At 64.6% G+C, this 17,427-nt stretch carries 17 protein-coding genes and 1 pseudogene; 6 read left to right on the top strand and 12 right to left on the bottom strand.

The genetic code is table 11. The features are described 5' to 3' along the window. Window positions 1-48: 48 nt before the first annotated feature. Genes ACZY1I_RS31270 through ACZY1I_RS31255 form a run of 4 tightly spaced genes read right to left on the bottom strand, consistent with a single transcriptional unit; the run spans window position 49 to window position 2,238 of the window. Complete coding sequence (locus ACZY1I_RS31270; protein WP_463761453.1) at window positions 49-516, bottom strand: MarR family winged helix-turn-helix transcriptional regulator; 468 nt, start codon at window positions 514-516, stop codon at window positions 49-51. Further along, window positions 516-1,301 carry an SDR family NAD(P)-dependent oxidoreductase gene (locus ACZY1I_RS31265; protein WP_463761451.1) on the bottom strand — a complete coding sequence of 262 codons (786 nt, stop codon included), beginning with the start codon at window positions 1,299-1,301 and terminating at the stop codon, window positions 516-518. The genes ACZY1I_RS31270 and ACZY1I_RS31265 overlap by 1 nt, the downstream gene beginning before the upstream one ends. Then, the gene (locus tag ACZY1I_RS31260) at window positions 1,298-1,816 is read right to left on the bottom strand and encodes a VOC family protein (protein ID WP_463761450.1); all 519 of its coding nucleotides are present in this window, start codon (window positions 1,814-1,816) and stop codon (window positions 1,298-1,300) included. Before ACZY1I_RS31260 ends, ACZY1I_RS31265 begins: the two co-directional genes overlap by 4 nt. Beyond that, window positions 1,768-2,238 carry a carboxymuconolactone decarboxylase family protein gene (locus tag ACZY1I_RS31255; protein WP_463761449.1) on the bottom strand — a complete coding sequence of 157 codons (471 nt, stop codon included), beginning with the start codon at window positions 2,236-2,238 and terminating at the stop codon, window positions 1,768-1,770. Before ACZY1I_RS31255 ends, ACZY1I_RS31260 begins: the two co-directional genes overlap by 49 nt. 48 nt (window positions 2,239-2,286) lie before the next feature. Here ACZY1I_RS31255 and pdxR point away from each other — a divergent pair, with 48 nt between their 5' ends. Then, a complete protein-coding gene (gene pdxR / locus ACZY1I_RS31250) occupies window positions 2,287-3,717 on the top strand; it encodes a MocR-like pyridoxine biosynthesis transcription factor PdxR (protein WP_463761448.1) in 1,431 nt (476 codons plus the stop codon). Here pdxR and ACZY1I_RS31245 read toward each other — a convergent pair. The 3 genes from ACZY1I_RS31245 to ACZY1I_RS31235 are packed head-to-tail and all read right to left on the bottom strand — an operon-like array spanning window position 3,714 to window position 6,874. Then, window positions 3,714-4,544: an SDR family NAD(P)-dependent oxidoreductase gene (locus ACZY1I_RS31245; RefSeq protein ID WP_463761447.1), complete on the bottom strand. Its 831-nt coding sequence runs from the start codon at window positions 4,542-4,544 to the stop codon at window positions 3,714-3,716. The two genes, pdxR and ACZY1I_RS31245, sit on opposite strands and share 4 nt — an antisense overlap. 54 nt (window positions 4,545-4,598) lie before the next feature. Beyond that, window positions 4,599-5,834: a cytochrome P450 gene (locus ACZY1I_RS31240; protein WP_463761446.1), complete on the bottom strand. Its 1,236-nt coding sequence runs from the start codon at window positions 5,832-5,834 to the stop codon at window positions 4,599-4,601. Beyond that, window positions 5,831-6,874, bottom strand: a complete 1,044-nt coding sequence (locus tag ACZY1I_RS31235; protein ID WP_463761445.1) for an LLM class F420-dependent oxidoreductase — start codon at window positions 6,872-6,874, stop codon at window positions 5,831-5,833. Before ACZY1I_RS31235 ends, ACZY1I_RS31240 begins: the two co-directional genes overlap by 4 nt. An 87-nt stretch (window positions 6,875-6,961) precedes the next feature. Between ACZY1I_RS31235 and ACZY1I_RS31230 the strand changes: the two genes are divergently transcribed. After that, entirely contained in the window at window positions 6,962-8,458 is a 1,497-nt protein-coding gene (locus ACZY1I_RS31230) for an acyl-CoA carboxylase subunit beta (RefSeq protein ID WP_463761443.1), read from the top strand. Here ACZY1I_RS31230 and ACZY1I_RS31225 read toward each other — a convergent pair. Continuing rightward, entirely contained in the window at window positions 8,445-9,593 is a 1,149-nt protein-coding gene (locus ACZY1I_RS31225; RefSeq protein WP_463761442.1) for an alpha/beta hydrolase, read from the bottom strand. The two genes, ACZY1I_RS31230 and ACZY1I_RS31225, sit on opposite strands and share 14 nt — an antisense overlap. A 41-nt stretch (window positions 9,594-9,634) precedes the next feature. Next, a pseudogene (locus ACZY1I_RS31220) lies at window positions 9,635-9,745 on the bottom strand (nuclear transport factor 2 family protein); the annotation flags it as partial. 132 nt (window positions 9,746-9,877) lie between these two features. On the opposite strand from ACZY1I_RS31220, the gene ACZY1I_RS31215 reads away from it, so the two are divergent. The 3 genes from ACZY1I_RS31215 (at window position 9,878) to ACZY1I_RS31205 (ending at window position 13,256) form a co-directional block, all read left to right on the top strand. After that, a complete protein-coding gene (locus ACZY1I_RS31215; RefSeq protein ID WP_463761441.1) occupies window positions 9,878-10,888 on the top strand; it encodes a Rieske 2Fe-2S domain-containing protein in 1,011 nt (336 codons plus the stop codon). Between the two features lie 77 nt (window positions 10,889-10,965). Beyond that, entirely contained in the window at window positions 10,966-11,592 is a 627-nt protein-coding gene (locus ACZY1I_RS31210; RefSeq protein WP_463761439.1) for a PaaI family thioesterase, read from the top strand. Window positions 11,593-11,612: 20 nt separating this feature from the next. Next, window positions 11,613-13,256, top strand: coding sequence for an acyl-CoA synthetase (locus tag ACZY1I_RS31205; RefSeq protein ID WP_463761437.1), 1,644 nt, complete (start codon window positions 11,613-11,615; stop codon window positions 13,254-13,256). A 60-nt stretch (window positions 13,257-13,316) separates the two neighbouring features. Here ACZY1I_RS31205 and ACZY1I_RS31200 read toward each other — a convergent pair whose 3' ends face one another. Continuing rightward, window positions 13,317-14,342, bottom strand: a complete 1,026-nt coding sequence (locus ACZY1I_RS31200; RefSeq protein ID WP_463761436.1) for an LLM class F420-dependent oxidoreductase — start codon at window positions 14,340-14,342, stop codon at window positions 13,317-13,319. A 43-nt stretch (window positions 14,343-14,385) separates the two neighbouring features. On the opposite strand from ACZY1I_RS31200, the gene ACZY1I_RS31195 reads away from it, so the two are divergent. Beyond that, entirely contained in the window at window positions 14,386-14,775 is a 390-nt protein-coding gene (locus tag ACZY1I_RS31195; protein ID WP_463761435.1) for a lipocalin-like domain-containing protein, read from the top strand. Here ACZY1I_RS31195 and ACZY1I_RS31190 read toward each other — a convergent pair. Beyond that, a complete protein-coding gene (locus ACZY1I_RS31190) occupies window positions 14,772-15,977 on the bottom strand; it encodes a cytochrome P450 (RefSeq protein WP_463761434.1) in 1,206 nt (401 codons plus the stop codon). The two genes, ACZY1I_RS31195 and ACZY1I_RS31190, sit on opposite strands and share 4 nt — an antisense overlap. Further along, the gene (locus tag ACZY1I_RS31185; protein WP_463761533.1) at window positions 15,974-17,422 is read right to left on the bottom strand and encodes a coniferyl aldehyde dehydrogenase; all 1,449 of its coding nucleotides are present in this window, start codon (window positions 17,420-17,422) and stop codon (window positions 15,974-15,976) included. Before ACZY1I_RS31185 ends, ACZY1I_RS31190 begins: the two co-directional genes overlap by 4 nt. Between the last annotated feature and the right edge of the window lie 5 nt (window positions 17,423-17,427).

Here is a 17,427-nt window from a genome sequence, read left to right as displayed (position 1 = left end):
ATGCCCCTCCACAAAGTAGTAAACAAAACTTACTATCAAAATAACTTACTACTCGCCGGAGGCCGGTGTGTCAAAGGCGCGCTGATGTGCGATGACGGTGCGGAAATCAGCAAGAAACTGCCGGAAGTTCGCCGCGCCGAGGTTGCGCGAGTGCCGTTTCATGATATCGGCCATGATGGAGTCGGCAGCCGACATCTGCTTGCGTCCGCGCGCGGTCGGCACGATCAGCTTGGCTCGACGGTCTTCCGGATCGGGCGTTCGTTCGACGTAACCCAGCTTTTCGAGGTCATCGACGATGACGCCCACGACTTGCTTCAGTTGGCCGGACAGACGCGCCAGCTCGGTGCCGCGGATGCCCTCAGGCCGCAGATACGCCAACACCACGCCATGGCGCGGCACGATGTCATTGAAGCCCTCGTCGCGCAAACGCTGAAAGAGTTCGCCTTGCACCGAGAAGAGCAAACGACCCGCCATCACCCCAAGGTCGTCGCCTCTGCCACCTTCGCCAATTGCCACTAAGCCTCTTGAGCTTTTTGCCTCTGCTCGTGGAGTTCCTTCAGCTTCTTCAACCTCATCAGCTTCTCGACCTGCCCGTACGAATCGATCGGACTGTGCAGGGCAAGACCACCGTCGGCGTGCACCACTTGCCCAGTCACCCAAGACATTTCAAGAACACCCACGATGGCTTCGGCCACGTCCTCGGGCTCACCCAGGCGACGCAACGCCGTCCGCTTGGCGATGCCGTCGACCCAGCCGGACGGCCACCCCTCGGCGTTGGGCAGCATCGGCGTCCGGGTAACACCGGGCCCAAGCGCGTTGACCCGGATGCCGCTGATACCCCACTCCGCAGCCGCCACCTTGATCAGCATGTCCAGGCCGGCCTTCGATACGCAGTAGGCGCCCATATCGCGATCGGCCACGGTGCCGCTGATGCTCGAGACCACCACGATCGAGCCTTCCAGTTCCGCGCCGATCATGGCTTGCGCGGCCGCCCGGATCGTGTAGAAGGTGCCGGTGAGGTTGACCGACAGCACCCGATCCCACTCTTTGAGTGGCAGATTCAGCAGCAGGCCCGATGACCCGATGCCCGCGCACGCAACGACCCGCGTGGGCACGCCGTGCTGTTGGATGGTTTGTTCCATTGCCGCCGCGACGGCGTCGGAATCGCTGATATCGCAATCGATATCGCCGTCCTTGAGGTCCCACGTCACGACGTCGTAGCCGGCCTCGCGCAGCAGCGCTGCAGTGGCCTTCCCAATTCCGGAGCCACCGCCGGTCACCAGAGCTGTCGTGGCGCTCATGCCGCGGGTCCGATCAGTTCGACCAGTACGCCGTCCGGCGCGGTGATCACGGCCATGGGAACGGTCTTTCCGGCCGGAGCCGGCATGGTGATCTGGCGGACACCATCGGTGAACCCCAGGTCGGCCAGTGCGGACAGGGTGGTGTCGACGTCGCGCTCGAGTGACAGCAGAAAGAATCCGTGCCGGGGCTCGGTCTTCGTCGCCGCCGCTTCGCCGGCGCCGAAGAACTCCACCAACTCGACGATGCCGCCGTCGGGCGCCTGGGGATCGCCGAGAAAGATCGATCTCAGCTGATCTGTCTTGGCTCCGAACAGTTCTGGCCAGTCACCGGTGAAGGTGTGGTCGAACAACTCGGTCAAACCCAGCCCGTCTCGCCAGAAGCGAAGAGCCTGTCCGATGTCGGCAGTACAGATTGCGGCGTGATGAACACCCAGCACGAATTCCCCTTCCGGTACCGCATCCAGTATTACCGCCTCGGTGGTGAGAGCCGGGTAGCGACCCCAATCCGGTTCCACGCATTGATCGTCATGACTGCCGCGATCACCTGGCTGAGCTCGCGCTCGGAGAACGCGGTCGCGGCCCGGTTGTAGACCGCGTCGGAGACATGGCCGCGCCCGGTGAGTTCGGTGATCTCCTCGGTCAGCGCCAGTGCGGCCTGCTCCTGCTCGCTGAACAAATCTCCGGTGTCCTCCCAGACAGAAACCAGGGTGAGCTTCTGTTCGCTGACGCCGCGCTTGCGTGCGTCGTGGGTATGCATGTCGAGGCAGAAGGCACAGCCGTTCAGCTGTGAGGCACGGATTTTGATCAGCTCGTGCAGGTCGGGATCGACGTCTTGCGACGCCGCGTTGGTCAGTTCCAGCATTGCCTTATAGACCTCCGGCGATACCCGGTACATCTTCACGCGGTCTTCGGTCTGGTGTTCCAGTGTGTTGGTCATACTTCGATGCTATTCGGCAAAAGCCCAAGTTCATGGTGCAATATTGACGTGACTTCGTGGGCCAATTCAGGCGGGCGCGACCTGCATCTGAACCTGCGCGAGGCGGTCCGCCCCGGCGCCCGAGGCGTGCGCGAAATGCTGATCGGCGCGCTGCGCGACGCCGTTCGGTCGGGTCAGTTGGCGGTGAACACCGTGCTTCCCCCGGCCCGAACGCTTGCCGCTGATCTGGGCCTGGCCCGAAACACCGTGGCCGAGGCGTACGCCGAGTTGGTCGCCGAAGGCTGGCTGGCTTCGCGGCAGGGTTCAGGGACCTGGGTGGTCAATGCCGGGCGGCCGGCCGAACCGGTACGTCCCCGGGGCACCGCCGGCGTGTCCCGGCACAACCTGATGCCCGGCACCCCGGATGTATCCGCCTTCCCGCGGACCCAATGGCTGGCGTCGGCCCGACGAGCCCTGACCGAGGCGCCCAATTCGGCTCTGGCTCATGGTGATCCACGCGGCCACCCGCTGCTGCGCGAGGCGCTCACCGAGTACCTGGGCCGTGCGCGCGGGGTGCGCACGTCGCCCGATTCCATCGTGATCTGTGCCGGTACCCGCCACGGCGTCGAACTGCTGACCCGGGTGTTCAGTGGGCCGCGACCGATCGCCGTCGAGGTGGACGGCCTCTTCGTTTTCCGGGAAGCCATCGCGGCGTTGGGCGGGACAACCGCCCCGATCGGTGTCGACGAACTCGGCGCGAAGGTCTCCGAACTCGATAGCCTGGATACACCGGCGGCACTGATCACCGCAGCCCACCAGTTCCCGCACGGTGTCTTTCTGGCCCCTTCGCGGCGCACCGCAGTGCTGACGTGGGCACGACGAACACGCGGATACGTGATCGAAGACGACTACGACGGCGAGTTCCGCTATGACCGACAGCCCGTCGGTGCGCTGCAGGGGCTTGATCCCAACCGGGTGGCCTATCTGGGGTCGGTCAGCAAGACTCTGGCGCCGGTGCTGCGGTTGGGATGGATGGTTCTACCCGACGAGTTGGTCGACGACGTCGTCGCCGCGGGCGGCGGTCAGCAGTTCTACGTGAACGGGATCGATCAGCTGACGATGGCCGACTTCATCACCTGCGGGCAGTACGACAAGCACATCCGCCGGATGCGGGCCGTATATCGGCGCCGGCGCGAAGTGCTGTTCGAAGCGCTGCAGGGATTCGACGTCGGCGTCGCCGGACTACCCGCCGGACTGCACCTGCTGCTGACGCTGCCGGACGGAGCCGAGCACAATGTGCTGCGCCGGGCGGCAGGTGCGGGGGTGGCGCTGGCCGGGCTGTCCTGGTTCCGTCATCCGGCGGCTGATTCCGACGCCACGGGCCGGGATGCGCCCGAGGACGGCATCGTCGTCAACTTCGGTACGCCGGCAGAGCACGCGTTCGGCGCCGCGGTGGACGCGCTGTGCGCGGTGCTGCGCGCCAGCGGGCTGGCCCGCTAATGCTTTGCGACCGTGGCCAGCGTGCGTTCCCAGAGCTCGCCGGCCAGCTGGGGATTCCTGGCCAAGCGGTTGGCTCTGGCGATCTTGTGCCGCGAATAATATTCGCCCGCAGCCCAATCCACGCCGGGCCGGCTCGATGCCAGCCAGATCAACTGCTCGGCGCCCTCCTCCGACGACGCGGTGAACCGCTCGGTCGGTGTGTACCTGTCCATGAACGCCAGGAACCGCGATCCCGAGGCCGGCCCGAAGTTGGAGTTGACGTAGCCGGGGTGCACGGTCGCCACGGACAGTCCGCCGCGTTCGTAGCGCCGGTGCATTTCCTTGGTGAACAGCACGATGGCCAGCTTGGACAGTGCATAGGCAGTGCTGGGACGTCGACTCGCGGTGTTCTCCAGGTCGTCGACGGACGCCCGCAGCACCAGCAGGTGCGACGAGCTGGTCGTATTGACGACGGTGGCGCGGGAATCGACCAGCACGTCCATGAGTTGGGTGGTCAGCAGAAACGGCGCCAGATAATTGACCTGGTAGGTGTGCTCGTAACCGTCGGGAGTCAGGTGGATCTTGGTTCCCATGGCGCCGGCGTTGTTGATCAGCACGTCGATACGCGGGTACGCGGATTTGAGCTTGTCCGCCAACGCCCGCGCCTGGGCCAGGTCGGCGAAGTCGACGACGAAATGGTCGGCGTCCAACTCCGCGGCGACGGCCGCGGTCTTGGGCTGCGAACGGCCGATCACAACGATGTTGTCGCCGCTTTGGCGCAGGCGGCGCGCGGCCGCTGCTCCGATGCCATCGCTGGCGCCGGTAATGACAATCGTCCTTGACGTCATATCACTGGTGACCTCCACCGGAAATTTAACCAGGCTTAAGGTTAATGGCCAGGCTCAGGCGAACGAGTAACGCACCGGTAAGTGTTTGAGGCCACCGACGAATGTCGCGGCGACATATTCTGGATCACCGTTCAATTCAATGGATTTCAGCCTGGGCAGTAACTCGGCGAAGAAGCTGCCGACTTCCATGCGGGCGAGCGCCGCACCCATACAGAAGTGCACTCCGTAACCGAAGGCCACGTGCTTGTTGACCGCACGCTCGATGTCGAAGCGGAACGGGTCGTCGAATACGTCCTCATCCCGATTGGCGGACACGTACGACAACAGCACGGATTCGCCCGCGGCGATGGGCACTCCTCGCACGACGGTGTCGGCGGTGGCAGTGCGCATGAAGTGTCTGACCGGGGTGACCCAGCGAATCATCTCCTCGGTTGCCCGAGGCATCAGGCCGAGGTCGTCCCGTAGTCGCCGCAACTGATCCGGGTTCTCGATCAGCGCGTGCAACCCGCCGGAGATGGTGGCGCTGGTGGTGTCGTGACCGGCGGTGGCCACGATCAAGTAATAGGACACCGTCTCGAGATCCGACAGTGGCTCGCCGTCGATGCGCGCGTTGGCGATCGCCGATGCCAGATCCTCGGTCGGTTTCTCCCGCCGGGAGGTGGTGACCCCGTTGAAGTAGCCGAACATGTCCAGCAGCGCCGGTAGCTGCTCTTCGGTGGTGGTGCCGCGCTTGTATTCGCTGTCATCGGCGCCGAACAGTTCCTGGGTCAGCTTGAGCATGCGCGGGAAGTCGGCTTCCGGGATGCCGAGCAGCGTCATGATGACGTAGAGCGGGAAATTGACCGCGACCTCCTGGACGAAGTCGCATTCCGGCCCGACTTCCAGCATCTTGTCGACGTAGCTCTTGGCCAGCTCGTCGATACGAACCTTCAACGCCCGCATCGCTTTTGGCCTAAACCAGTCGGAACCGATGGCACGCACCACCCGGTGCTGCGGGTCGTCCAGATGGATCAGGGTGCGCACGCCCGCGGCGGCCTGCATCTCGTCGCCCTCGATGGTCGCCAACACTGGCCGCGGCCAGTTGGTGAACAGCGTGTTGGCGCGCTCGATGTCCATGACGTCGGAGTATTTGGTGATCGCCCAGAACGGCCGGAAATTCGGCACTTCCACCCACGACACCGGCGCGGTGGCGCGCAGGTGGGTCAATGCCGCATGCAGGCGCCGCTCGTCGGTGTAGGCCTGAGGATCAGCCAGCACCCTGGCGGCTTCATCCTTGGTCGGCGCGCTCATGGTCGAAACTCCGTCAGTGCGGCGCGAATACACTCACGCGAGGCTGAGTAGAAGATCGGCAGCACGCGGTCGACCACGCCCTCACACCTGCTGCGCAGGGCGGCACCGACTTCGGCGACCGGGCCGACGACCGCGAATGTGCCCAGGATCTCGTCGTCGATGAGCGACCCCATGGCGTCCCACTCGCCCTGCTTGGAGAGGCCATGCAACTCTTCGTGCAGGTCGCCCCAGCCATGCAGTTCGAGTACCTTGCGGTACGCCGGCGTGGAGCCGTAGAAGGCGATCTGTTTGCGGGTGGCCGCTTTGGCGGTGGCCAGTTCGTCGTCGTCGGTGCCGGTTGCCACCATCACCTCGGCAGATACTTCGAAGTCGGCGCGGTCACGACCGGAGCGAGCCAGGCCACGCAGCAATATCGGCATCGTCACGTCGGTGAGGTAGCGCTTCGAGACCATCGGGTGACCGAGATGACCGTCGGCGACTTCGCCACACAGTTCCGTCATCACTTCGCCGACCGCCGCCAGAAACACCTTTGGCACACCGTGCGGATGGGCTTCGGGCGTGAACATCGGGGTCATGATCTTGTGGGTGTAGAACTCCCCCTCGAAACGCAGCTTGGTGCCGTCCTGCCACGTCGACCAGATCGCCTGCAGCGCAGCCACGAACTCCCGCATCCGTCGGGCGGGGTGGCTCCAGGGCATGCTGAAACGCTTCTCGATGTGGGCCTGGATCTGGGTGCCCAGCCCGAGGATGAACCGGCCCTGCGAATAGGCCTGCAAGTCCCAGCCCAGGTTGGCCACGACCATCGGGTTACGTGCGAACGCCACGGCAATATTGGTGCCCAGGTCGATGCGCGACGTATGTTCGGCGGCCAGCAGCAGCGGCAGGAACGGGTCGTGGCTGGTCTCGGCCGTCCAGCCGCCGTCGTAGCCCTGATCTTCGAGGTCGCGGGCCGCCTCGACCACCCGATCCAGCCGGTTGGGAATGCCGCCATCGATCTTCAGACCCGGTACCGATGCCAGCTCCGAGCCCCCGTGCACCATAAACGGAAAAGCTACAGTAAGCGATTCGGTAGGGTCAACGTCACGTACGATGTAGCGACCGCCCGGCAGCGAGGGAGGACGACTGGCATGGCCAAATCCGAGGACTGGCAGGAGACGCTCGAGGATCTCGACCGGCGCCGTCAGCACGCGGTGGGCATGGGGGGACCCGAACGCCTCGACAAGCACCGCGCCAAGGGCAAATTGGATGCGCGTGCCCGGATAGACCGCCTGCTGGACCCGGGGACCTTCCGGGAAATGGGCACCCTGGTCGGCGGCGAGGTCCCGGCCGACGCGATCGTCACCGGTTCGGGCTTGATCAACGGCGTACCGGTGCTGGTCGGCGCGGAGGACTTCACCACGTTGGCCGGAAGTATCGGCCCGGGGGGCAATTCCAAGCGGTATCGGATCGCCGAACTGGCAGTGCGCGACCGGGTTCCGCTGGTGATGCTGTTGGACGGCGCGGGCTTTCGGCCGACCGGCGGACACTACGGTCGCTCGCCGACCGACCTGCTCGCCCAGACCCAGTGCTCGGGACGGGTGCCGACCGTAGCCGCGGTACTCGGGCCGTCGGCCGGGCATGGCGCGCTCGTTGCCCCGGTGTGTGACTTCCGGATCATGAGCCGAAACGGCACCATCTTCACCGCGGGCCCGCCCGTCGTCAAAGAGTCGACAGGCGAAGACATTTCGAAAGAAGATCTGGGCGGACCCGACGTTGCGCTACCCAGCGGGGTGATCCACAACGTCGCCGAGGACGACGAATCGGTGATCGACGACATCCGCCGCTATCTCTCGTACTTTCCGCCCAGTGCGTGGTCATACCCACCCTCGCTGGAGCCGGATGAGATGTCCGAACCGAGACCCACGCCGGAACTGCTCAACATCGTCTCCCGCGACAACCGCCGGGTCTACGACATGCGCGCGGTGCTCGACGTGGTCTTCGACCGGCCGGACTGGTTCGAAGTCCAGCCGACGTTCGGCCGGGCGATCATCTGCGCGCTGGCACACCTCGGCGGTCATCCCGTCGCCGTCGTCGCCAATCAGCCGCAGGTGCTGGCCGGGTCCATCGATGCCGACGCCGCCGACAAGGCAGCACATTTCATCCTGGTGGCCGATTCCTTCCACTTGCCGATCGTCTTCTTCGCCGACAACCCGGGCATGCTGCCGGGCAGTCGGTCAGAGCGCCGCGGCGTGCTGCGCAGCGGCGGACGGATGTTCGCCGCCCAGACCGCCGCGACGACGATCAAGCTGCACGTGACGCTGCGCAAGGCGTACGGCTTCGGCTCCATGGTGATGTCGCTGCTCGGCTTCGACCACCAGTCAGCGACCTTTGCCTACCCGGGCGCCACCATGGGCGCCATGAGTGCCGCGGCACTCAGTCGCGCCTCGCACGCGGGTGAGGATCTGTCGGACAAGCTGCGCAACGCCGAGCTGCAAGCCTCTTACCGGTCGGCCGAAGGTATGGGATTCGACGAACTCATCGACCCCCGCGAGACCCGTGACGCGCTGCTGTCCTCGCTGCGGCGCAGTCTGTCCAGCCGGCAGGCCGTCGCTGAACCGGTGACCCGGACGGTCATCCTGCCCTAGTTTCTCCCGCGACCTCGCGCAGGAAGCGCTCGGTGACCTGACGCACCTGGCCGGACATCACATGGCTGACGTGGCCACCGGCGTACCAGTACAGCTGGCCATTCCACCTCTCCTGCAAGCCGAGTGCCGGTTCGAGCATCGCCATCCGGTCGTGCCGGGCGGCGACGATCAGACGGCGATGCGGTGGCGGCGCCGGGTCGGCCAGCAGCGGGTCGATCACCGTGGTCAGTTGCGAAACCACCTCAGACTGCAGCAGTGTGCGGTACTCGCTTTTCGACGAACCCGATCGGTCCAGGTGCCGGGCGATCATCGAGTTGAGACCTAGGATCGGCGTCAACAGCGCGACCCCGTCGATGTTCCGCTCGAGGTGCGACACCAATGCGGCAACGGGACTGCCCATCGAAACACCGAGTACGACAACGGCACTGGCCTGTTTGCGGGCCCAGCGCACCACGGTGCGAGCCTCGGACACCGACCGCATCATGCCCGCCACATTGCCCAGCGGATCCATGTCCGGGTACGTCGGCCAATGCCCGCGCCGACTACCGTGGCCGGGCTGAATGGTCATCGCCACGTTGAAGCCCAGCTTGTGATAGATCCGGTCGATCCGCGACATCAGCATGTCTTCCGGCCTGCCTTGACCGGCGCCGTGAATCCAGACCAACCAGGGCCGCGGGCCATCCGGGCCGGGCGAACGATGCCGGCACAGGTGCACCGCCGCGCGCGACGGGCCGCCAAATCCCTCGTCCGCGAGCACTTTCGGCAGCGCGGGATCGTGCTCGAACGTCATCTTCTCGTATTTGAAGTTGGCAGTCCGGCGTCGCGTGATGTCGCGCACCCGCAGCGGGGCCGGATCGGCATGCGCGCCGTCGATGCCGAGGGCCGACAACTCCTCGGCCGCCGGGATGCAGCCGCCCAATGTCCGCACCATCGGCGGGATTCCATTGTTCAACACCGAAAAGCCGGTCAGCACAAGCTCGTCCAGGAAAACCTCGCCGAACTCGCGCACACCGCGGCGGGAGGCAGGGACCGTCGCAGCCGCCTCGCCGATTGCGGCGTTCAAACCAGAAATTGTGCGTGGCAGCACCATACCCAGTTCACGAGTTATGCCTAGCCCGCGCGTTGCCAACGACATCACCAATCACCTACCTATCACTCGCTTGGCCGTCGTGCGCCGGGGAATATCAGCAGGTCTTCCATCGCCCAGTTGCCAGTCGCGGTGGTGTCTGACGTGAGCATGAGCTCCAGGGTGTGGCAGTGATGCATCGTGGCAACCCCTTCTACGCCTTCGATCGGCGGTGCCCTCTTGAGCCGCCTGAGTCATCTCGCTCCCCTGCCGCGCTGGACGAAATTTTGCCGACCTGCTGAAATCTATACTGTAATGGATTAAGTATCAGCCGCTAGTCGGAAGGCGACCGCGTGAAGGTTCCGTTCACCTGGAAGGTCACCGGGTGGTTCATGATCGGGTGGTCCCCCGAGTTTCCGGTGGGCGAGGTCCGTCCTCTGCACTATTTCGGCGAAGACTTGGTCGCCTATCGCGACGAGTCCGGTGAACTCCATGTCCTGGAAGCGCACTGCAAGCACCTCGGCGCGCACATCGGCCACGGCGGCATAGTGGTCGGCGATTGTGTGCAGTGCCCGTTTCACGGCTGGCGCTGGGGCCCGGACGGCACCAACCGGTACATCCCCTACCAGCCTGACCGGCCGAACCGCGCGCTGAGGCTCAAGACGTACCCGGTGATGGAGCAGTACGACTGCGTGTTCGCCTGGCATCACCCCGACGGCAAGGAACCGCAGTGGGAGATGCCGGATATCTTCCTGAAATTCCCGCAGTTCGAGACCGACCCGGCGGGCTATTACCGGGCGTATCCGGAGTTCTCCCGGCGTGCGCAGCGCGAACCCGTGCACCCACAGATCGTCGCCGAAAATGCGCCCGACAGTGCACATTTCGAGTACGTCCACCACGCCACGGTCACGCCGAGGGTGCTGGACTGGAATATCGTCGGACCCGAATGGCAATTCACCGCGGGTTGGCCGGATGCGCGCAGCGACAACCCCGACGATCTCGCGCTGCGGTTCCACAGCCACCTGTTCGGTCTCGGCGGAGCGATCAGCGTCTTCGAGGGCGCGCAGAACCACCGACTGATCTTCACCTGCACGCCCGTCGACGATGAGTGTTCGGACCTGTTCTACTCGATCTGGTGGCCACGGATCCCGGGCGACACCGCTGACGTACCCGAGGGCAAGTTGCGTGACCTCATCGAGCGGCAGTTTTTGTCTACCGTCTTCGACGATCTGGAAATCTGGCGATATCAGAAATACGTAGAACGTCCGGCGTTGTCCAAGGTGGATGCGAAAGGTTATATGGCGCTGCGGAAATGGGCGCAGAACTTCTACGACGTGCCACCGGAAGTCAGCGCCTCCGCATGAAACCCCAACTCGCTGTCGCCGTTGCCCACCATCACCAGCACCGACAAACTGCTCGAAGCATGGGCTGAAGGGAAGTCATGACCGACACGGCCGAGAGGGCTGCTGCGAGGCAGGGCGGATTTCCCGACGTCAGACCGCTGGACGCGCCACCCGGGCTGGAGCGGTACATCAACGCACTGCGGCGCCTGCAGGACCTCACCGTCTCCACCAAACCCGACGTGACGGCCTGGGACGCCGCGACCGACCACATCGAAAAGGCTTGTGCATTACTGGAATCGCATCGAGTGCCGGATCTGGAGGTACCGGCCGGCCGCGTCCTGGAGTTGCCCGGCCTGGGCCATCCTCTGATGCCGCCGTGGACCCTTAGCGAAGCCGGACCCGACGGCGTCACCATGCACGGCCGCTTCACCCAGTCCCACGTCGGTGGCAACCACGCGGTGCACGGCGGGATGATCCCGTTGTTCTATGACTGGCTGCTCGGCATGGTCGTCACGGGCGCGGATATTCGTCCCACCCGCACGGCGTACCTGCACGTCGACTACCGCAAGATCACCCCGATCGATGAGCCGTTGACCGCACAGGGTGGCATCGACCGAATCGAGGGCCGGAAGGTTTTCATCAAGGCCACTATGACAAGCTCGGATGGCGCGCTGCTCACCGAGGCGAGCGGACTGATGGTCCGTCTGCTCCCCCACCAACCTTGATGCCGCGGGAAGGACCAAACGTGCCCGAGTTCACTGTGCCCGCTGTCGCGGCAGCGGTCGCCGCCGCGATACCCGACCGCGAACTGGTCGTCCAGGGTGACAAGCGCTTTACCTACGCGCAGATCATCGACCGATCCAACCGCCTGGCCGCCTTCCTGAACTCGCAAGGATTGGGCTGCCACACCGAGCGCGCCGATATCGACGGCCACGAGGTGGGTCAGGATCTCCTCGGCCTGTACGCCTACAACGGAAACGAGTTCGTTGAGGCCCTGTTCGGCAGCTTCGCGGCTCGGGTCGCGCCGTTCAACGTCAACTTCCGCTACGTGAAGAACGAGTTGCAGTACCTGTTGGCGGACTCCGGGGCAACCGCGCTGCTCTATCACGCGGTGTTCGCGCCGCGGGTGGCGGAGGTGCTGCCGGACCTGCCGAAACTGCGCGTGCTGATCCAGATCGCCGACGGCTCCGGCAACGAATTGCTACCTGGCGCAGTGGATTACGAGAGCATCGTGTCGGCCCCCAGCGATGCACCACCGGTTCAGCATTCACCCGATGACCTGTATGTGCTCTACACCGGTGGCACGACCGGCATGCCGAAAGGCGTGCTGTGGCGCCAGCACGACATCTTCATGACGTCCTTCGGCGGTCGCGATCTGATGACCGGCCAGTTCGTCAGTTCCGTCGAGGAGATCGTGGCGCGGGTGACCGCCGGCCCGGGCACCAAGCTGTTGATATTGCCGCCGCTGATCCACGGCGCCGCTCAATGGTCGGTGATGATGGCACTGACCACCGGGCAGACCGTTGTCTTCCCCTCGGTGGTCGATCATCTGGACGCCGACGACGTGGTGCGCGCCATCGAGCGGGAGGGCGTGTCCGTGGTGACGGTCGTGGGTGACGCAATCGCGCGCCCGTTGCTCGCCGCGATTGAGAAGAACCCGGCCGCTGTCTCGTCCTTGTTCGTCGTCGCCAACGGCGGCGCTCTGCTGACCCCATATGTCAAGCAGCGCTTGATCGATGCGCTACCCAACGGCATGGTCGTCGACGGCGTGGGCAGCTCGGAGACGGGCGCCCAGATGCACCACATGTCCATGTCCGGAGCTGTCTCGACCGGCAATTTCAACGCAGGCCCGGACACCTTTGTGGCCGCCGAGGACTTGGCCACTATCCTGGCACCGGGCCACGAGGGCATCGGCTGGCTGGCTCAACGCGGCTACGTTCCGCTCGGCTACAAGGGCGATGCGGCCAAGACAGCCAAGACATTTCCGGTCATCGAAGGCGTGCGCTACGCGGTTCCCGGCGACCGGGCCCGCCATCACGAGGCAGGCCACATCGAGCTACTGGGACGCGACTCGGTGACGATCAATTCCGGTGGCGAGAAGATCTTCGCCGAGGAGGTCGAGACCGCGCTGGCATCGCACCCCGCGGTTTTCGACGTGGTGGTCGCCGGGCGGCCCAGCGAGCGCTGGGGACAGGAAGTGGTCGCCGTCGTCGCGCTCGCCGACGGGGCACACGCCGAACCCGAGGAGTTGGTTGCGCACGCCGCCGAGTCGTTGGCCCGCTACAAGCTGCCCAAAGCGATCGTGTTTCGCCCGGTCATCCAGCGCAGTCCGTCCGGCAAGGCCGACTACCGCTGGGCGAAAGCGCAAGCTGAAGCTGACGGGCGGTGACCGGGGCACCCGGGAACTGTTTGTCGGCAGTGCCCTGATCTTGTCCATCGCTGGACCTCTCTAACGCAACTGTTCCAGGATGGCCGCGAGATCAGTCGAGGCGAGACCGGCCGGGAATCCCGGCAGCACGCGGTCGACCACCTCCGCGCATCGCGCCTTCAGCGCGACCGCCACCTTGTCGACGGGCGCAACGACGGCAAACGCTTCCAGCACGTCGTCGTCGATCAGTGCGCCCATGGCGTCCCACTCGCCGCGGCGCGACAACCGGTGCAACTCGATATGCAGGTCGGCCCAACCGTGCAAGTCAAGCACTTTCAGGTATGCCGGCGTTGATCCGTAAAATGCGATTTGCTTCCTGATTGGTGCTGCGGCACTGGCCATCTCGGCCTCCGTACGCCCGGTCACCACGAACAGCGGGCAGGTCACCGCGACTTCGCCACGATCGCGGCCGGATCGATCGAGCCCACGCCGCAACGCCGGAAGGGTCACTTCGTCCATGTACCGCCGGGTGGTGAATGCGTGGGCAATCAAACCATCGGCAACCTCACCACACATCTCGGTCATCGCTTCACCCACCGCAGCCACGAAAACCTCTGGCACTGCCGACGACAGGGGTTCGGGGGTGAACATCGGCGTCATCAGTCGGTGCGTATAGAAGTCACCCTCGAAGCTCAACCGGGTTCCGTCCCGCCAACAGCCCCAGATCGCTCGCAGCGCCTCGATGAACTCGCGCATCCGCGGCACCGGTCGACTCCACGGCATACTGAAGCGCTTCTCGACGTGTGCCTGCACCTGGGTGCCCAGCCCCAGAATGAAGCGACCGCCCGAGTAGGACTGCAGATCCCAGGCGACGTTGGCAACGGTCATCGGATTGCGCGCGAAGGCCACCGCGATGCTGGTGCCCAGTTCGATCCTCGAGGTGTGTTCGGCCGCAAGCAGCATGGGCAGGAAGGGGTCGTGGTTGATCTCGCCGGTCCAGCAGCCGTCGTAGCCCCGGCGTTCCAGTTCGGCGGCCACGCCGGGTACCCGTCGCAACTCGAGGGGAATGCCCCCGTCCACCTTGATTCCGGCGCATGCCGCGCTCATGGTCGTGGACGTTACTGTAACTAATTCGGTAGGGTCAACCACGATGACTGATCTGCGTGCGGCGCTGCTGGGTGGCTGGTTCCTGGAATCTTTCGCCTCCCGCGATGATGAAGCGGGCGAAGTTCGATATCCCTTTGGTGAGCGCCCCGCCGGCCTGATCCTCTACACCGACGATGGCCACATGTCTGCGCAGTTGACACCTGGACCGGGCCGCCAATTCATCTCCTACGGAGGACGATTCCACGTCGACGAATCGGCCTCGACAGTGACGCACGAAGTGCGCATATCGACGATGCCGGACTTATTGCTGCAGCCCCAGATTCGCCATGCACACGTCGCGGGTGAGCGGTTGACGCTGTCGGCCAGCGTGATTTCCGCCGACGGTACGACCACACACAGCACCCTGGTCTGGCGCCGCGACCCCGGGAGCTAGGGCAGCACCCGCACCGGCACGTTGCTCCAACCCGCGACGTTCTGCATGTTGACCCGCTTGCAACCGGGCCAGTGGACCTCATAGCGCGGCATGAAATCCAGCATCTGGTCCAGCGCAATAGTGCTCTCCAGCCGTGCCAGGGCCGCGCCGAGACAGCTGTGGATGCCGTAGCCGAGTCCCAGGTTCTGCGCCTGGGTGCGATCGCGGTCGATGTCGAATCGATCAGGATCGTTCCACGCCAACGAATCTCGATTCGCCGAAGCGCCGACCAGAAAGACCGGTTTGCCTGCCGGGATGGTCAACCCATGCAGCGTGATGTCGCGGGTCGAGCGCCGCACGTTGTACTGCGCGGGCGCCTCGTAGCGCAGCAGTTCCTCGACTGCGAGCGGCACCTTGCTCCTGTCGTCGAGCAGTTTCTGCCATTGGTCGGGGTTCTGGCCGAACACCACCGCGGCGTTGCCGATCAGCTTGGTCACCGTCTCGGCCCCGGCACCACCCAACAACGTTGCGAATTCAGTGATCTCGATGTTGTCCAACGGCGCCATCTCACCGTTGTCCCGCTCGATCTCCGCAGTGATCAGCTTGCTGAGCAAGTCGTCGCCAAGATTCTCGCGCCGTTGCTTGGTCAGTCGGTAGTAGTAGATGGCCATGTCGACGGCCGACTTCTGGCCCACCTCGCCCATCTCGACCTCACCGGGCCCGCGGTGCAGGAGGTCGTCGATCCACAGCCGGATCTGCTGGCGATCCTGCTCGGGCACGCCCTGCAAAGTCGTCATCACGTCAACCGGAAACAGCGCCGAGAAGTCCTGGACGAAGTCGAAACCCTCCGGATTCACCGCCGACAGGTACTTGTCGACCACCTCCGTCACAATCGGTCGCAAAGCCTGGATGGCGCGTGGAGTGAACACCTTGTTGAGCAGTCCGCGCATCCGGCGGTGCACGGGTGGATCCATCGCGATGATCGAACCGTGCTTGGTCACCTCGCCTTTGGCCACCTGGGCCAGATCCACTCCGTACGCCGACGAGTAGGTCTCGTAGTCCTTGAACGCCGCCGCCACGTCTTCGTGCCGGGTCAGTGCGTAGAAGTCGTACTCCTCGCTGTAGTAGACCGGAGCTTCCGCACGCATCTTTCGGTACGTCTCGTAAGGGTTGTTGAAGAATTCTTCGGAGAACGGATCGAATACCACCGTGGCAGTGGTCATGAACTCGCTCCTTTTGGACTCAGTCTGCCGATGCGACGATGAGTTCTGTTGCGGGCCAACCAAAGCTGCGCGGAAGCGTAGAGCTTCATCGACTTTCGGAACGGGGGCGCCGCCGTCCCGGTGATGCTGAACGGCAAGTCCGAGCCGACCACCGTCCGATAGTGGGTGAAAGCGTCGAAACCGGCCTTACCGTGGTAGGCCCCCATGCCACTGCGACCGACGCCGCCGAATGGCGCCGCCGAGGGAATCATCTGTGCGGCGAAGTCGTTGCGGGCCACCCCGCCGCTGTGCGTGCTGCGCACGAAATGCTGGAAGTCGTCGCCGTCCGGTCCGTACCAATACGCGACCAGGGGGGCCGGTCGGTCGTTGATGTAGTCGATCGCGTCCTGCAGTCGCGGATAGCTCATGACGACCAGCACCGGGCCGAAGATCTCTTCACTTGCGATTCGCATGTGACTGTTTACGCCGCGCACGATCGTCGGGGCGATCTTGCGGGCTGCCCGATTCGGCAGGATTTCCCCCTGCGGCGCAATGATTTCGACCGAGGCACCCTTTGCCCGGGCATCCGCGAGCAGCCCTAGCACCCGATCGAAGTTCGGTTCGTTCACCGACGAGCAGTAGTCGGCGTTGTCCACGATCGACGAGAACATCCGCCGAAACTCACGGCGGGCTCTGCCTACAAAGGCATTCAGCTGCGCCTCGGGTACCAGCACATAATCAGGACAGACGCAGACCTGCCCGCCGTTAACCATCCGGGCCGACGCGACACGTGTTGCCGCCGTGTCGATATCGGCGTTCGGAGCAATCACGACCGGGTTCTTGCCGCCGAGTTCCAGGGTGACGGGAACGAGGTTCTGTGCCGCCGCTCGCTGAACCAGGGCTCCGACTTCGGGCGACCCGGTGAAGAACAGATGGTCGAACGGCAGCGCCGCGAAGGATGCCGCGACGTCACGTCCGCCCGTCACCACCGCCAATTCGGCGGGGTCGAAATAGCTCGGTGCCAGCTCCGCCATGACCGCGGCCGTGCGGAGGGTGATCTCGGACATCTTGATCATCACCCGGTTGCCTGCCGCGAACGCCGACACAGCGGGCAGCACGACGAGGTTCAGCGGAAAGTTCCAGGGTCCGATGATGCCCACCACCCCGAGCGGCGTGGGCTGCACCTGCGCGTTCAATCCGCCCAGCCGCGCCGCCCGCATCAACGTGTCGGTCTCCATCCATTGTGCGACATGGCTTCTGGTGTGCTCGATCACCGGAATCATGCCGACGAATTCGGTAAAGAGGGAAGCGGCCCGCGACCGGGTACCGAAGTCGGCGCCCATCGCGTCGACGAATGCGTCGGTGTTGTCGAGGACCAACGCAAGCAACCGGTCGATTCGATGCAATCGGGCCCGCAGATCGGGAGGGCCGTCGGCGACAAACGCCTGGCGCTGTCGTATGAGCATGGCCT

The organism is Mycobacterium sp. IDUB_37 (genome assembly GCF_055419245.1).
Note: the sequence above shows the minus strand (reverse complement) of the source record. Positions and strands in the feature narration are given on the sequence as shown.

Bases quoted from the DNA above. Each gene is read 5' to 3' on its own strand.
- ACZY1I_RS31265 (WP_463761451.1), bottom strand. From the start codon at position 1,301: ATGAGCGCCACGACAGCTCTGGTGACCGGCGGTGGCTCCGGAATTGGG.
- ACZY1I_RS31255 (WP_463761449.1), bottom strand. From the start codon at position 2,238: ATGACCAACACACTGGAACACCAGACCGAAGACCGCGTGAAGATGTAC.
- ACZY1I_RS31245 (WP_463761447.1), bottom strand. From the start codon at position 4,544: ATGACGTCAAGGACGATTGTCATTACCGGCGCCAGCGATGGCATCGGA.
- ACZY1I_RS31240 (WP_463761446.1), bottom strand. From the start codon at position 5,834: ATGAGCGCGCCGACCAAGGATGAAGCCGCCAGGGTGCTGGCTGATCCT.
- ACZY1I_RS31235 (WP_463761445.1), bottom strand. From the start codon at position 6,874: ATGGTGCACGGGGGCTCGGAGCTGGCATCGGTACCGGGTCTGAAGATC.
- ACZY1I_RS31230 (WP_463761443.1), top strand. From the start codon at position 6,962: ATGGCCAAATCCGAGGACTGGCAGGAGACGCTCGAGGATCTCGACCGG.
- ACZY1I_RS31225 (WP_463761442.1), bottom strand. From the start codon at position 9,593: ATGTCGTTGGCAACGCGCGGGCTAGGCATAACTCGTGAACTGGGTATG.
- ACZY1I_RS31210 (WP_463761439.1), top strand. From the start codon at position 10,966: ATGACCGACACGGCCGAGAGGGCTGCTGCGAGGCAGGGCGGATTTCCC.
- ACZY1I_RS31200 (WP_463761436.1), bottom strand. From the start codon at position 14,342: ATGAGCGCGGCATGCGCCGGAATCAAGGTGGACGGGGGCATTCCCCTC.
- ACZY1I_RS31195 (WP_463761435.1), top strand. From the start codon at position 14,386: ATGACTGATCTGCGTGCGGCGCTGCTGGGTGGCTGGTTCCTGGAATCT.
- ACZY1I_RS31190 (WP_463761434.1), bottom strand. From the start codon at position 15,977: ATGACCACTGCCACGGTGGTATTCGATCCGTTCTCCGAAGAATTCTTC.
- ACZY1I_RS31185 (WP_463761533.1), bottom strand. From the start codon at position 17,422: ATGCTCATACGACAGCGCCAGGCGTTTGTCGCCGACGGCCCTCCCGAT.